8 protein-coding genes, 2 tRNA genes, 3 rRNA genes and 1 other RNA gene are annotated in these 15,386 nt (G+C 59.2%); 12 read left to right on the forward strand and 2 right to left on the reverse strand.

The window, feature by feature from the left end; genetic code table 11:
• The first annotated feature begins 35 nt into the window (after nt 1-35).
• The 8 genes from ABFG95_RS18845 to ABFG95_RS18880 all read left to right on the forward strand — a co-directional run bounded on the left by ABFG95_RS18845 (nt 36) and on the right by ABFG95_RS18880 (nt 9,536).
• Nucleotides 36-512 (forward strand): Lrp/AsnC family transcriptional regulator, encoded by a 477-nt coding sequence (locus ABFG95_RS18845; RefSeq protein ID WP_006392938.1) that lies wholly within the window; start codon nt 36-38, stop codon nt 510-512.
• Between the two features lie 1,348 nt (nt 513-1,860).
• A 16S ribosomal RNA gene (locus tag ABFG95_RS18850) occupies nt 1,861-3,391 on the forward strand.
• A 130-nt stretch (nt 3,392-3,521) separates the two neighbouring features.
• Nucleotides 3,522-3,598 (forward strand) — tRNA-Ile (locus tag ABFG95_RS18855).
• Between the two features lie 30 nt (nt 3,599-3,628).
• Nucleotides 3,629-3,704 (forward strand) — tRNA-Ala (locus ABFG95_RS18860).
• Between the two features lie 296 nt (nt 3,705-4,000).
• Nucleotides 4,001-6,881 (forward strand): 23S ribosomal RNA (locus tag ABFG95_RS18865).
• Between the two features lie 201 nt (nt 6,882-7,082).
• Nucleotides 7,083-7,195, forward strand: a 5S ribosomal RNA gene (gene rrf / locus ABFG95_RS18870).
• The 16S, 23S and 5S rRNA genes sit together here with 2 tRNA genes alongside, the layout of an rRNA operon.
• A 565-nt stretch (nt 7,196-7,760) precedes the next feature.
• Nucleotides 7,761-8,126: a membrane protein gene (locus ABFG95_RS18875; protein ID WP_049071370.1), complete on the forward strand. Its 366-nt coding sequence runs from the start codon at nt 7,761-7,763 to the stop codon at nt 8,124-8,126.
• 759 nt (nt 8,127-8,885) lie between these two features.
• The gene (locus ABFG95_RS18880; protein ID WP_278992349.1) at nt 8,886-9,536 is read left to right on the forward strand and encodes a LysR substrate-binding domain-containing protein; all 651 of its coding nucleotides are present in this window, start codon (nt 8,886-8,888) and stop codon (nt 9,534-9,536) included.
• Here the strand turns inward: ABFG95_RS18880 and ABFG95_RS18885 are convergent.
• On the reverse strand, nt 9,517-9,795 hold the full coding sequence (locus tag ABFG95_RS18885; RefSeq protein WP_006217453.1) for an SWIB/MDM2 domain-containing protein: 279 nt from the start codon (nt 9,793-9,795) through the stop codon (nt 9,517-9,519). The two genes, ABFG95_RS18880 and ABFG95_RS18885, sit on opposite strands and share 20 nt — an antisense overlap.
• Before the next feature lie 147 nt (nt 9,796-9,942).
• Between ABFG95_RS18885 and ABFG95_RS18890 the strand changes: the two genes are divergently transcribed.
• Both ABFG95_RS18890 and pyrC read left to right on the forward strand, forming a co-directional pair.
• Nucleotides 9,943-11,136, forward strand: coding sequence for a M20 aminoacylase family protein (locus tag ABFG95_RS18890; RefSeq protein ID WP_049071372.1), 1,194 nt, complete (start codon nt 9,943-9,945; stop codon nt 11,134-11,136).
• Between the two features lie 11 nt (nt 11,137-11,147).
• The gene (gene pyrC / locus ABFG95_RS18895) at nt 11,148-12,212 is read left to right on the forward strand and encodes a dihydroorotase (RefSeq protein ID WP_054419219.1); all 1,065 of its coding nucleotides are present in this window, start codon (nt 11,148-11,150) and stop codon (nt 12,210-12,212) included.
• Nucleotides 12,213-12,279: 67 nt separating this feature from the next.
• Here pyrC and ABFG95_RS18900 read toward each other — a convergent pair whose 3' ends face one another.
• On the reverse strand, nt 12,280-14,115 hold the full coding sequence (locus ABFG95_RS18900; protein WP_278992346.1) for an ATP-binding cassette domain-containing protein: 1,836 nt from the start codon (nt 14,113-14,115) through the stop codon (nt 12,280-12,282).
• A gap of 108 nt (nt 14,116-14,223) precedes the next feature.
• On the opposite strand from ABFG95_RS18900, the gene rnpB reads away from it, so the two are divergent.
• Both rnpB and mraZ read left to right on the forward strand, forming a co-directional pair.
• An RNA gene (rnpB, locus tag ABFG95_RS18905) (RNase P RNA component class A) lies at nt 14,224-14,629 on the forward strand.
• A 324-nt stretch (nt 14,630-14,953) separates the two neighbouring features.
• A complete protein-coding gene (gene mraZ / locus ABFG95_RS18910; protein ID WP_006392946.1) occupies nt 14,954-15,382 on the forward strand; it encodes a division/cell wall cluster transcriptional repressor MraZ in 429 nt (142 codons plus the stop codon).
• The last annotated feature ends 4 nt before the right edge of the window (nt 15,383-15,386 follow it).

Here is a 15,386-nt window from a genome sequence, read left to right on the forward strand (position 1 = left end):
TAATATTGCCCAGGATAAAAAATATGGGGCTAAAAATGTCTGACATAGAGCTGGATAGGACAGATATAAGGATCCTGGCCGAATTGCAGCGCGACGGCCGCCTGAGCAACCAGGAGTTGGCCGACCGCGTTTCCCTGTCGCCCAGCCCCTGCCTGCGCCGGGTGCGACGGCTGGAAGAGAAGGGCTTCATCAAGAAATACGTGGCGCTGATCGACGCTGAAAAGGTCGGGCTGGGCCTGCTGGCCTACGTCAACATCCGCCTGAACAAGCACAGCGGCTCCAGCCATGCGCCCATGAGCGACTTCGCTCGCGACGTCCAGCTCTGGCCCGAGGTGGTCGAGTGCTACGCCATGTCCGGCGACATGGACTACCTGCTGCGCATTCAAGTCGCCGACCTGGCGCATTTCTCCAAGTTCGCCATGGACACCCTGATGCGACATCCCGCCGTGGTGGACATGCGCTCGTTCTTTGCGCTCCAGCAGATCAAGGAAACGACAGAGTTGCGGCTGTAGCGGAGCGGGATGCGTCCCTTCGTGTCTATCAGGCCTTCTATATCGGCCCCCCCATAGAGGATGTCTATATAGAGAGACCAGAGCGCGTGGCAGTGGGCGGATGTTCCCCGCCACGGCGCCTTCTTATATATAGGCCGCTATCAGGCGAGACCGTCTGCCAGGTCCACTGCACCTGGGCGTAAGGGTGAAAACGGATATGGCCCTATGGAAAACGGAGACACCTCTATATATAGAGTGGAGATGTATATCCATCTCGGCGCGCTACAGGTGTGCCGTCAGCCGCGGGGTGCTTCGCGCAAGGCTCGGTCCTGGTGATACGCATTCCATGTAGAGCAGATGGCGCAGAACGGATGACTTTTCCATGGCAAATGCGGGGTGCGTCCCCCGAAATCATCATCTTTCTGCAAAATGGCTGTCATGCCGGCGTGACAAGCCAAAAATCTGTGCTATAGTCTCGCTCCTTCGCAGTTCACGCAGTTTTGTGAGCCGCGAAGCCAGGCAAGTGCAACGGATTTGGCGCCACGGCGACGAATCTGCCGCAGGGCAGCAAGGCGGTGAGTCAGCGATGATTCTCTCGAACCGGCGGTCAGCGAATTTTGCGTAAGTCGGTGCAAATCAGGCAGAAGCCAGTTGCACGATCTGCAAAAATTGTGCTATAGTCTTGGGCTTGGCTGGTGACGGCGAATCAGGGTTTACCCGATAGGGTGGTCTGAATGGCGTTGCAAGCCGACTGGGCGGTAACCAACCTCTGGAGCTATCCGGGGCTGCTGCGAAGTGAAGCGATTCACGAGGTGGCGGGGTTGCAAGATAGGATGCAAATTAGGCAAAAGCCGGTTGCATAATCTGCAAAAGTTGTGTTATAGTTTCAGGCTTGGCAGTTACCGAAAACTTAGGGTTAACCCTGATATTTCGATAGCTGCTAAAGAGAAAGCCAGGCGCGAGCCTGGTGAGACCTGAAGAGGTCGTAGGCAAGGCAGCGAAGTGAAGCAAGCAACGCTGACTTGACAAACGATAAAAACTTCTTCATAATCTCGTTTCTCTGCTGCTGACACAGCGATCGACGCGAAAGCGAAATCGCCGAAGAAAGCAGAAGATGCAGCAAGTAGTTTGGTAGTACAGAATTTAGCAGTGCCGCTCTTTAACAATTAAACAACCGATAAGTGTGGGCGCTTGATGCGAGTGCACAGTGACTGGTTTTTAAAACCTGTCACAAGCACAATGAAATCAAGTGCTCACTAGAAGTGAAGTACCTTAGATGTCAAGTCTAAGCACATACCTCACTTCCTTTGAGTAGCGACGTATGACTCGGTTCTTCGGAACTAAGAAATACGAAACAAATACAGAGATTAAACTGAAGAGTTTGATCCTGGCTCAGATTGAACGCTAGCGGGATGCCTTACACATGCAAGTCGAACGGCAGCACGGACTTCGGTCTGGTGGCGAGTGGCGAACGGGTGAGTAATGTATCGGAACGTGCCCAGTAGCGGGGGATAACTACGCGAAAGCGTAGCTAATACCGCATACGCCCTACGGGGGAAAGCAGGGGATCGCAAGACCTTGCACTATTGGAGCGGCCGATATCGGATTAGCTAGTTGGTGGGGTAACGGCTCACCAAGGCGACGATCCGTAGCTGGTTTGAGAGGACGACCAGCCACACTGGGACTGAGACACGGCCCAGACTCCTACGGGAGGCAGCAGTGGGGAATTTTGGACAATGGGGGAAACCCTGATCCAGCCATCCCGCGTGTGCGATGAAGGCCTTCGGGTTGTAAAGCACTTTTGGCAGGAAAGAAACGTCGTGGGTTAATACCCCGCGAAACTGACGGTACCTGCAGAATAAGCACCGGCTAACTACGTGCCAGCAGCCGCGGTAATACGTAGGGTGCAAGCGTTAATCGGAATTACTGGGCGTAAAGCGTGCGCAGGCGGTTCGGAAAGAAAGATGTGAAATCCCAGAGCTTAACTTTGGAACTGCATTTTTAACTACCGGGCTAGAGTGTGTCAGAGGGAGGTGGAATTCCGCGTGTAGCAGTGAAATGCGTAGATATGCGGAGGAACACCGATGGCGAAGGCAGCCTCCTGGGATAACACTGACGCTCATGCACGAAAGCGTGGGGAGCAAACAGGATTAGATACCCTGGTAGTCCACGCCCTAAACGATGTCAACTAGCTGTTGGGGCCTTCGGGCCTTGGTAGCGCAGCTAACGCGTGAAGTTGACCGCCTGGGGAGTACGGTCGCAAGATTAAAACTCAAAGGAATTGACGGGGACCCGCACAAGCGGTGGATGATGTGGATTAATTCGATGCAACGCGAAAAACCTTACCTACCCTTGACATGTCTGGAATGCCGAAGAGATTTGGCAGTGCTCGCAAGAGAACCGGAACACAGGTGCTGCATGGCTGTCGTCAGCTCGTGTCGTGAGATGTTGGGTTAAGTCCCGCAACGAGCGCAACCCTTGTCATTAGTTGCTACGAAAGGGCACTCTAATGAGACTGCCGGTGACAAACCGGAGGAAGGTGGGGATGACGTCAAGTCCTCATGGCCCTTATGGGTAGGGCTTCACACGTCATACAATGGTCGGGACAGAGGGTCGCCAACCCGCGAGGGGGAGCCAATCCCAGAAACCCGATCGTAGTCCGGATCGCAGTCTGCAACTCGACTGCGTGAAGTCGGAATCGCTAGTAATCGCGGATCAGCATGTCGCGGTGAATACGTTCCCGGGTCTTGTACACACCGCCCGTCACACCATGGGAGTGGGTTTTACCAGAAGTAGTTAGCCTAACCGCAAGGGGGGCGATTACCACGGTAGGATTCATGACTGGGGTGAAGTCGTAACAAGGTAGCCGTATCGGAAGGTGCGGCTGGATCACCTCCTTTCAGAGCTTAGTGCTCGTGTTAAGCGTCCACTCTTATCGGTTGTTTGATATAGCTGGGATCGGTTGTGGGCTTGGGTAGAGGGACTCCTCCCTGTGTCCATGACTTCTGACTACTGATCCGAGAAGGTTTTGGGTCTGTAGCTCAGTCGGTTAGAGCACCGTCTTGATAAGGCGGGGGTCGTTGGTTCGAATCCAACCAGACCCACCAAGTATTCGCAGGTAGAGATGCTGTGGATATGGGGGTGTAGCTCAGCTGGGAGAGCGCCTGCTTTGCAAGCAGGATGTCATCGGTTCGATCCCGTTCACCTCCACCAAGACCTGTGCCTGGTGGGATGTAGAGGCTAACTCATAGCGTCGTGCGGATAATGTCTGCCCGGTCTTATGAGTTAGGTTTTACCTGACAGCTATATTCGTTCTTTAACAATCTGGAAGAAGCACAACGAAATGTGCTCATCGAGTAATCAGCTTGCTGATGAAGATGGGTACGGGTTGTGATTGCATTAATTTTGTTCCAAGTTCTCAAGACTGGGGTGAATAACCTCAGACTGCTTTGAAACTTATGAACGGCACAAACGCTAATACTCAGGTCCTATAGCCTACAGCGTTATAGGATCAAGCGACTAAGTGCATATGGTGGATGCCTTGGCGATCACAGGCGATGAAGGACGTAGTAGCCTGCGAAAAGCTGCGGGGAGCTGGCAAACAAGCTTTGATCCGCAGATGTCCGAATGGGGAAACCCACTCCGTAAGGAGTATCCCTGACTGAATACATAGGTCAGTGGAAGCGAACCGGGTGAACTGAAACATCTCAGTAGCTCGAGGAAAAGAAATCAACCGAGATTCCGAAAGTAGTGGCGAGCGAAATCGGAAGAGCCTTCACGTTTTAGCATGCAAGATAGTCGAACGGAATGGAAAGTCCGGCCGTAGCAGGTGATAGCCCTGTAGACGAAATTTTGTGTGTGGAACTAAGCGTGAGAAAAGTAGGGCGGGACACGTGAAATCCTGTTTGAAGATGGGGGGACCATCCTCCAAGGCTAAATACTCGTGATCGACCGATAGTGAACCAGTACCGTGAGGGAAAGGCGAAAAGAACCCCGGAAGGGGAGTGAAATAGATCCTGAAACCGTATGCATACAAACAGTAGGAGCCTCCTTGTGGGGTGACTGCGTACCTTTTGTATAATGGGTCAGCGACTTACATTCAGTGGCAAGGTTAACCGAATAGGGAAGCCGTAGCGAAAGCGAGTCCGAATAGGGCGATTCAGTCGCTGGGTGTAGACCCGAAACCAGATGATCTATCCATGGCCAGGTTGAAGGCACGGTAACACGTGCTGGAGGACCGAACCCACTAATGTTGAAAAATTAGGGGATGAGCTGTGGATAGGGGTGAAAGGCTAAACAAATCTGGAAATAGCTGGTTCTCTCCGAAAACTATTTAGGTAGTGCCTCAAGTATTACTGCGGGGGGTAGAGCACTGTTATAGCTAGGGGGTCATGGCGACTTACCAAACTATGGCAAACTCCGAATACCCGCAAGTACAGCTTGGGAGACAGAGCACCGGGTGCTAACGTCCGGACTCAAGAGGGAAACAACCCAGACCGCCAGCTAAGGTCCCAAATTATCGCTAAGTGGGAAACGAAGTGGGAAGGCATAGACAGTCAGGAGGTTGGCTTAGAAGCAGCCATCCTTTAAAGAAAGCGTAATAGCTCACTGATCGAGTCGTCCTGCGCGGAAGATGTAACGGGGCTAAGCGATAAACCGAAGCTGCGGGTGTGCACTTTGTGCACGCGGTAGGAGAGCGTTCTGTAAGCCTGCGAAGGTGGCTTGTAAAGGCTGCTGGAGGTATCAGAAGTGCGAATGCTGACATGAGTAGCGATAAAGGGGGTGAAAAGCCCCCTCGCCGTAAGTCCAAGGTTTCCTGCGCAACGTTCATCGGCGCAGGGTGAGTCGGCCCCTAAGGCGAGGCAGAGATGCGTAGCTGATGGGAAGCTGGTTAATATTCCAGCACCGTCGTACAGTGCGATGGGGGGACGGATCGCGGAAGATCATCAGGGTGTTGGATGTCCCTGTTGACGTATCGAAGATGGCGCTTAGGCAAATCCGGGCGCGTAAATCAAGGGTACGGCACGAGCGAGCATTGCTTGCGAAGTGATTGGAAGTGGTTCCAAGAAAAGCCTCTAAGCTTCAGCTGTACGAGACCGTACCGCAAACCGACACAGGTGGACGGGATGAATATTCCAAGGCGCTTGAGAGAACTCAGGAGAAGGAACTCGGCAAATTGATACCGTAACTTCGGGAGAAGGTATACCCCGGTAGTGTGAAGCGCCTGCGCGCTTAGCATGATGGGGTCGCAGAGAATCGGTGGCTGCGACTGTTTATTAAAAACACAGCACTCTGCAAAGACGAAAGTCGACGTATAGGGTGTGACGCCTGCCCGGTGCCGGAAGGTTAAGTGATGGGGTGCAAGCTCTTGATCGAAGCCCCGGTAAACGGCGGCCGTAACTATAACGGTCCTAAGGTAGCGAAATTCCTTGTCGGGTAAGTTCCGACCTGCACGAATGGCGTAACGATGGCCACACTGTCTCCTCCTGAGACTCAGCGAAGTTGAAGTGTTTGTGATGATGCAATCTACCCGCGGCTAGACGGAAAGACCCCATGAACCTTTACTGTAGCTTTGCATTGGACTGTGAACCGGCCTGTGTAGGATAGGTGGGAGGCTTTGAAGCGTGGTCGCTAGATCACGTGGAGCCATCCTTGAAATACCACCCTGGTTTGTTTGCGGTTCTAACCTTGGTCCGTTATCCGGATCGGGGACAGTGCATGGTGGGCAGTTTGACTGGGGCGGTCTCCTCCCAAAGTGTAACGGAGGAGTTCGAAGGTACGCTAGGTACGGTCGGAAATCGTGCTGATAGTGCAATGGCATAAGCGTGCTTGACTGTGAGACTGACAAGTCGAACAGGTGCGAAAGCAGGACATAGTGATCCGGTGGTTCTGAATGGAAGGGCCATCGCTCAACGGATAAAAGGTACTCTGGGGATAACAGGCTGATACCGCCCAAGAGTTCATATCGACGGCGGTGTTTGGCACCTCGATGTCGGCTCATCTCATCCTGGGGCTGTAGCCGGTCCCAAGGGTATGGCTGTTCGCCATTTAAAGAGGTACGTGAGCTGGGTTTAAAACGTCGTGAGACAGTTTGGTCCCTATCTGCCGTGGGCGTTGGATACTTGACGGAGCCTGCTCCTAGTACGAGAGGACCGGAGTGGACGTACCTCTGGTGTACCGGTTGTCATGCCAATGGCATTGCCGGGTAGCTAAGTACGGAAGAGATAACCGCTGAAGGCATCTAAGCGGGAAACTCGTCTGAAGATTAGGTATCCCGGGGACTTGATCCCCCTAAAGAGTCGTTCGAGACCAGGACGTTGATAGGTCGGGTGTGGAAGCGCAGTAATGCGTTAAGCTAACCGATACTAATTGCTCGTGAGGCTTGATCCTATAACACTGATGGTTATGACCTGGTGATATAGCGTTCCAAGTGTCGTTCAATACAAAATCTGGCTGCCCCGTCAGCAGCCAGCCAACACCAATTACACCCACTGTGCGGGATCATCGAGCCAGTCTCTGATCCCCCACACGTTGCGCTTCTTCCAAGATTGGAGCGGTTGTCCCTCAAAGACAATCTCTCAACCAGTTACGCCTGACGACCATAGCAAGGTGGTACCACTCCTTCCCATCCCGAACAGGACAGTGAAACGCCTTTGCGCCGATGATAGTGGACGGACGTCTGTGAAAGTAGGTCATCGTCAGGCTTTTATTGCTCAAAACCCCATAGGCTCGCGCCTGTGGGGTTTTGTTTTTGGTGCGCCTCAAAACCGTGTGAGCTTCGCCTCCGGGGCGGAATCGGGATCGGCGCGCTGTCCCTGGCGGCAGGCGCGTCTTGGGCCGACATCGCCCGCGCACGGCGCCGCGAACCCCAAAAAGAAACCCCCGTGCGGCTGGCGCCGCACGGGGGTTTTTGTTTGACGGCGTCGATCCCGCGCGGATCGGTCACCCCGGCGTGCCCGTGTATTCCTGGCGGTCGATGCCGTGGCGCTGCAGTTTGTCGTAGAAGGTCTTGCTTTCCATCAGCGCATTCAACGCTCTGCAAGGCGGCCGCTGACCGTCCATTGCCGCCTTCACAGCGGTTTTCAAGACGCCGCCACGACGACGTAATCGTCGACGCCGTGATCTTCCCAACGCTGAAAATGGTCTGCCAAAATCACCTTGAGCAAGCCTGCAACCCGCGCCAGCATTGAATGTGCCCAAATAACAACGCACGTGGGTCGGCTGGCTTTGTGCGGTAAGATTGACCGAGTCAATTGTTGGAGCGTAATCGTGAGTGATACCCAGACCCCCGCGCCCGGTACGGCATTAGACCTGCGCACGCTGACCCATGTGGCCTATGGCTTATTCGCCTTGGGCTTTCTGACCAGTGGTTTCCTGGGCATCGCCACGCTGGCGGCCGTCGTGCTGATGTATCTGAAGCGCTCGGATGTTGCCGGCACCGTCTATGCGGCCCATTTCGACTGGTTGCTGCGCACGTTCTGGTGGGCCCTGCTGTGGCTGGCAATCAGCAGCCTGGCTGTGCTTATCTATATTGGATGGATCGGCGTGATCGCGACCATCGTGTGGGGCTTGTACCGCCTGATCAAGGGCTGGCTGGCGCTGCTGGAAGGCACGGCGCCCACCTCCTACGCCTGAAACCGAGGCGTTTGGGACGAAGGCCGGCATTGCGCCGGCCTTTTTCATTGGCTGTGACCGCCCAGGGCTGGCCGCTTCTTCCTGCCGCGGATTCCCGGCGCTTTTCGATGAGACCGGCGCGATGTCAACTCGTGATCACGCACAACGCGACCAGGAGCATCGAAGTGGCGAAGACGGCGGCCTGGAGCCGCAGCGCCCGTCGTGAATTGAAGCGACCAGGGAGCACCCTGCCGCCAGGATCCATGGGAGGTGGCAACACAGGTCGAGGACGACGAATGTGATGCTGAGCTGGCCAACCCGCAGTGACAGGCCGAGCCCGGGCTTCAGGAACCGGGCGACATGACCGTGAACGTCACGTGCGCTGCAGGCATGCCTCGGCATTGACCCGCACGGGGCAGGGCTATCTGCGCGAGCTATCGCTCGCATTTGATTGCATGGCTGCGGCAACGGAGCAGCCGCGTGAAGCGCGCATGGTGCCGTAGCGCATTAAGACGCTGCCGTCATTTGCGTCGTGGCGACTGTTGTCGCGGCAGCCGGCGTTTCGCGAGCGCCATCCCGACATCGGGTTCCGGATCGCCAGCTCCACGCACTCGTGGGCAGCCGATGATGCATTCGACTGGGCCATCCATTCGACTTGGGCATCCGTTCGGGCCTGGGGCGGTGGCCTGAAAAACGGATCTGATCCTGCGGAAAATTTGAGCCTGGTCTGCCATCCGCGCCTGGCGCCGGCGTTGGCGACGCAGGGGGCTGGCAAAGGTCATGCTGCTTGACGAACCGCATGCCGCGTGGCGGCAGTGGTGCGAGCGGGCCGGCGTGGCGCTGGGCTTGACGCAGGGTGTGCGGTTCAGCGATGCCGCGCTGATGCGGCAGGCTGCCGTCGATGGCTCGGGTGTGGCGTCGGGACGCTTGATGTTGGCGGGCGATGACCGGCGGGCCGGGCGTCTGGTTTGCCAGTTCGAGCCGGTGTTGGCCGATGACCATAGCTCTTGGCTGGTTGCTTCGCGCGCAGCCGCGCAGCGGCCGCTGGCACTGGTGTTTCCCGGCTGGCTGCTCCGCGCCATTCACGCCCCGCTTTCACTTCGGCGAAACGCGCATAGCCAGTCGTGGTGCGGCCTTGCGACTTGCTGCTCCTGCCTTCGGCAAGACGGCGCGCATGTCGCGATGATGTCCAGCGGCGCAAAAGCGCGGGGAGCGTGGCAGGCTATCTGGGGAAGAAAGTGGTCGGGTGGCGGGGCCGTGCCCATCGCTTGTATGGGGCTGGCGGCGCAAACCGGAATGCTTGCGCAAGCGCGGCAGGCTGGGGGGCCGCAAGTCGAGTCCGCCCGGCGTTCAAGCCAGGGCGTCGCGACAGTATCGAGGCAGGGACGTACGGGGTACGCCCTTTGCCTGCTTACTTCAGATGCGCGTTGACCAGTTTGGTCAGTTCGAACATCGTGACCTGATCCTTGCCGAAGATCGGGCGCAGCTTGGCATCGGCGTTGATGTTGCGCTTGTTGCTCGCATCTTGCAGGTTGTGCTTCTTGATGTATTCCCAGATCTTCTTGGTGACCTCGGTGCGCGGCACGGCTTCCGAACCGATCACAGCGGCCAGTTCGGCGCTGGGAGTCAGGGGCTTCATGAATGCAGCGTTCGGCTTGCGCGCGGTCGCGGGTTTGGAGGTTGTGGCCATAATGCGGCGCTCCTTCTCTGGCTGTTGGAAAAATTGTCCTGCGGCCGGAGCATAACGTGTCTCTCCCGTAAAGACAAAGGCATTTATCCTCTGTAGCAACTAAAATATCCCCACTGTCCCCCCTATCACGTCATTCTGTAACCTCCTATGTACGCACGTTCTCCTTTGGAATCAATTCGCCTGTTCCATGACGAATTGACAGCGCTGCGGCGCGACTTGCATGCCCATCCCGAGCTTGGCTTCGAAGAGGTCCGGACGTCCGGGATCGTCGCGGGTGCGCTTGAGGCGTTGGGAATCGAGGTGCATCGCGGAATTGGCAAGACCGGCGTGGTGGGCGTCATTCGCGGCAAACGCTGCGACAGCGGCCGCATGATCGGCCTGCGAGCCGACATGGATGCGCTGCCGATGACCGAGGACAACGAGTTCGGCCACAAGTCGACCAAGCCCGGGCTGATGCACGGTTGCGGTCACGACGGCCACACGGCGGTGTTGATCGGGGCAGCCAAATATCTGGCCCAGACGCGCAATTTCGATGGCACGGCCGTGCTCATCTTCCAGCCGGCCGAGGAAGGGCGCGGTGGCGCCAAAGCCATGATGGAGGACGGGTTATTCGATACTTTTCCGTGCGATGCCATTTATGCCTTGCACAACTGGCCGGGCTTGAGGCCCGGCACCATCGGCATCAATCCCGGGCCGATGATGGCGGCGGCCGACCGCTTCGAGATCCTGATCACAGGCCGTGGCGGCCACGGCGCGCATCCTTATCAGACGATTGACCCGGTCACGATCGCCGGCCAGGTCATCACGGCATTGCAGACCATTGTCTCGCGCAACGTCAATCCGCTGGATTCCGCGGTCGTGTCGATCGGGTCCCTGCAGGCGGGCCACCCTGGCGCGATGAGCGTGATCCCGCGCGAGGCGCGGCTGGTGGGCACGGTGCGCACATTCCGCAAGTCGGTGCAGGAGATGGTCGAGACGCGCATGCGCGAGCTGGTGACGGCGATCGCTGGCGCCTTCGGCGGCACGGCCGAACTGACCTACGAACGCATCTATCCCGCGACCCTGAACACGCCGCAGCACGCCAACCTGGTCGCGGACATCGCCACCGAGATGATCGGCAAGGAAAACGTGGTGCGGGATCTGGTACCGTCGATGGGGTCGGAGGATTTTTCCTTCATGCTGCAGAGCAAGCCAGGCGCCTACTTCCGCCTGGGGCAGGGCGGCGCCGAATCCGGCTGCGTGCTGCACAACTCGCATTTCGATTTCAACGATGCCGTCATTCCCCTGGGCAGCGCGATGTTCTGCGCGCTGGCCGAACGGGGCATGCCCCTGGCAGATTAAGAAGCCTCCCCATGTCCACGCAAAACACCAATCAACTGATCATCACCCGCCCCGACGACTGGCACCTGCATCTGCGCGACGGCGCGGCGCTGGAAGCGGTGGTTGCGGATACCGCGCGGCAGTTCGCCCGCGCCATCATCATGCCCAACCTGAAGCCGCCGGTGACCACCACCGAGCAGGCGCTGGCCTATCGCGGCCGCATCCTGGCGGCGCTGACCAAGGCGGGCGGCGATGCCGACGCTTTCACGCCGCTGATGACGCTGTACCTGACCGACAATACCTCGGCCGAGGAGATCTTCCGCGCGCATGAGTCCGGCCAGGTCTACGCGGTCAAGCTGTACCCCGCGGGCGCGACCACCAATTCCGACGCCGGCGTGACCGATCTGCTGGGCAAGTGCGCCAAGGCGCTGGAGGCGTTGGAAAAGTGTGGCATGCCGCTGCTGGTGCATGGCGAAGTGACGGATCCGTCGATCGACGTGTTCGATCGCGAGGCGATTTTCGTCGAGCGCGTGATGAAGCCGCTGCGCCGCGCGTTTCCGGCCTTGAAGGTGGTGTTCGAGCACATCACCACCAAGGAAGGCGCCGAGTACGTGCGCGATGCCGAAGGGCCGATCGCGGCCACGATCACGCCGCAGCACATGCTGTACAACCGCAATGCGATTTTCCAGGGTGGTGTGCGGCCGCATTGGTACTGCCTGCCGATCCTCAAGCGCGAGACGCACCGGCTGGCACTGGTGGAAGCGGCGACCAGCGGCAGCCCGCGTTTCTTCCTGGGCACCGACAGTGCGCCGCACGCGCGCGGCCTGAAAGAGCACGCTTGCGGCTGTGCCGGTTGCTACACCGCGCTGCATGCGATGGAGCTGTACGCGACGGCGTTCGATGCGGTTGGCAAGCTGGACAAGCTGGAAGGGTTCGCCAGCTTCCACGGCCCTGATTTCTATGGCCTGCCGCGCAATACTGGCAAGCTGACCCTGGTGCGCGAAAACTTCCAGATCCCGGACGAGGTGCCGTTCGGCAACACCGCGCTGGTGCCGCTGGCCGCCGGCGAGACGCTGGCCTGGCGCGCGTCGGTCTGAGCGCGGCAACTGCCCTCTATATATAGAGGGCAGGAGTCGCCGTGGTGGCGGCGCCAACGGGACGGGATCAGAGCGCGCTTTCGCGGCGCGCCTCGAGCAGTTCCCAGCGCGCGAACTTTTCCTCGAGTTCGCTTTCCAGCTTGGCCAACTCGCTGTTGATGCGTTCGACTTCGGCGGGCGCATCGCGGTAGAGACTGCCGTCGGCGAGCTTGCCGGCCAGTTCGGCCTGCTGCGCCTCGAGCGCGGCGATGGCGTCGGGCAGGCCTTCGAGTTCGCGCAATTCCCACGAATTCATCTTGGCGGCGCGGGCTGGTTTTGGCTTGGCGGCCTTGGCGCGGGCCGCGGCCTCGTCGGCGGCGTGAGCCGCCTTGGCCGCGTCTTCTTCCGCCGCAGCGGCGGGCGTCGGCGCAGGCCGCTGGGCTACCCATTCGTCGTAGCCGCCGACGTAGTCGCGCCAGTGGCCGTTGCCTTCGTAGGCAATGGTCTGGGTGACGACGTTGTTCAGGAAGGCGCGGTCGTGGCTGACCAGCAGCACGGTGCCCGAGTATTCCTGCAGCAGTTCTTCGAGCAGCTCCAGCGTTTCGATGTCGAGGTCGTTGGTGGGTTCGTCCAGCACCAGCACGTTGGCCGGACGCGCGAACAGGCGCGCCAGCAGCAGACGGGCGCGTTCGCCGCCCGACAGGCTGCGCACCGGCGAACCGGCGCGGGCGGGCGAGAACAGGAAGTCGCCCAGGTAGCTCATGACGTGCTTGCGGGTGCCGCCGATCTCGACCCACTCGCTGCCCGGACTGATGATGTCGACCAGGGTCGCGTTTTCGTCGAGCTGGGCGCGCATCTGGTCGAAGTAGGCCACCGATACATTGGTGCCCATGCGGGTCTTGCCGCTGTCGGGCTGCATCTCGCCCAGGATCAGCTTGAGTAGCGTGGTCTTGCCGGCGCCGTTGGGGCCGATGATGCCGATGCGGTCGCCGCGCAGGATGGTGGTGGAGTAGTCGTCCACCACGACCTTGTCGCCGAAGCGTTTGCCGACATGTTCGAGTTCGGCCACCAGCTTGCCCGAACGCTGGCCCTCGGCCAGCGCCAGCGACACGTCGCCGACCCGTTCGCGGCGCTCGGCGCGCTCGACGCGCAGGCGTTCCAGGCGGCGCACGCGGCCTTCATTGCGGGTGCGGCGGGCTTCCACGCCCTTGCGGATCCAGACTTCCTCCTGGGCCAGCAGCTTGTCGAAGCGGGCCTGTTCGAGGCGCTCGGATTCCAGCCACTGGGCTTTGCGCTCCTGCCATTGCGAGAAGTTGCCGGGGAAGCTGAGCAGCCGGCCGCGGTCCAGCTCGACGATGCGGGTGGCCACCGAATCCAGGAAGCGGCGGTCGTGGGTGATGATGACGGCGGCGCCCTTCCAGGTGCGCAGCATCTCTTCGAGCCAGGCGATGCCGTCGAAGTCGAGGTGGTTGGTGGGCTCGTCCAGCAGCAGCAGATCGGGTTCCTCGACCAGCGCGCGGGCCAGCGCGACGCGCTTGCGGGTGCCGCCCGACAGGCCGGCGATCTGGGCGTCCGCGGGAAGGCCGAGCTTTTCCAGCATGGCGCGCACGCGCGACGGGCGTTGCCAGTCCTCATGGTCGCCGTCGACGTTGCAGACCACGTCGAACACGGTGGCGTTTTCGTCCAGCTCCGGTTCCTGTTCGACCGTGGCCACGCGCAGGCCCGAGCTGCGGGCGATGTCGCCATCGTCGGGCACGGTGCGGCCGTCGAGCAGCCGCAGCAGCGAGGACTTGCCGGCGCCGTTGCGGCCGATGAGGCCGATGCGCTCGCCGGCCTGGATGGCGAAGTCGGCGTGGTCCAGCAGCGGATGGTGGCCATAGGCCAGCTGGATGTCGGTCAGGGTGATGAGCGTTGCGAGAGCCATGTAGTGAGTCGTTCTTGCGGCGGGGTAAGCGGATCAAGCCGTATTGTCGCAGGAACCCGGGAAGGTGTTCGGGGACGGAGCCGTGACCTGTACTAGAATACGCACCGCAAGGCGGGTCGGGCGATCGCGGTGGATGCGAGTCCATCGAGGAAGGTCCGGACTCCACAGGGCAGGGTAGCGGCTAACGGCCGTCCGGCCGCGTCTTCGGGCGCGGTCGAGGAATAGGGCCACAGAGACGAGTCTGCGGGGCGGGCGCGCCAGTCGCGCACCGATACGGCCATCTCCGTATCGCGCCGGTCGGCAACGGCCGGCGGCATCGCAGGGTGAAACGCGGCAACCTCTACCCGGAGCAACATCAAATAGGCATGCGTGCGGCTTTCGGGCCGCGAAGGGCGGCTCCGTCCGAGCATGCGGGTAGATGGCTACAGCGGCTCAGCAATGATCCGCGCAGAGGAATGATCGTCCGCCAGGGAAACCTGGTGTACAGAATCCGGCCTATAGACCCGTCTTGCATTGGATTTCCGATCGACGCGTGGCGCCGCGGCGCTTTTTTCTCGCCGCGATATCCGCCACCTGGCGCGCAACGCCCGCCAGTCTTCGGCAAGCGGGCTGGGTAAAACAATGCAAAGGCATTGTTAGCCGCCACTTCTTAAGAAGCACTTTTAGATAGTGACGCAACCTCCTGATTTATTGGGAGGTTTTTCTTTTTGCGTATTTACAAGTTGCTCTAAGTCCTTGTTGTGATTGAAAAAATTGCAACCGCGCGCTTGACCGCCCCATTGCCATACCGTAGAGTGGGAAATAGTAGGAAATTGTGCAATTAAGTGGGGTAAAAGTGGTGTTTCAGGGAAGCAGCGCGCTCACGCTGGATGCCAAGGGACGGATCTCGATTCCGACCCGGCATCGTGACGCGCTGATGGCGCAGGCCGAAGGCCGCCTGACCCTGACCCGCCACCCAGACGGCTGCCTGCTGGTGTACCCGCGGCCCGAGTGGGAAAAGAAGCGCGAGCAGATTGCCGCCTTTCCCATGACGGCGCGCGCGTTGCAGCGGCTGTTGCTGGGCAACGCTCAGGACGTGGAACTGGACGGCTCCGGCCGCGTCCTGATCGCGCCTGAACTGCGCAACGCTTCCGGTATGACGCGCGATGTGATGCTGCTCGGTCTGGGCGCCCACTTCGAGCTGTGGGATGCCGCTACCCTGGCGAGCCGCGAGGCTGAGGACCTGGCCAAGGGTATGCCGGATGTGTTGAATCAGTTTTCGTTCTGAAAGA

The organism is Achromobacter sp. HNDS-1 (assembly GCF_040084795.1).
Taxonomy (GTDB): domain Bacteria; phylum Pseudomonadota; class Gammaproteobacteria; order Burkholderiales; family Burkholderiaceae_B; genus Achromobacter; species Achromobacter ruhlandii.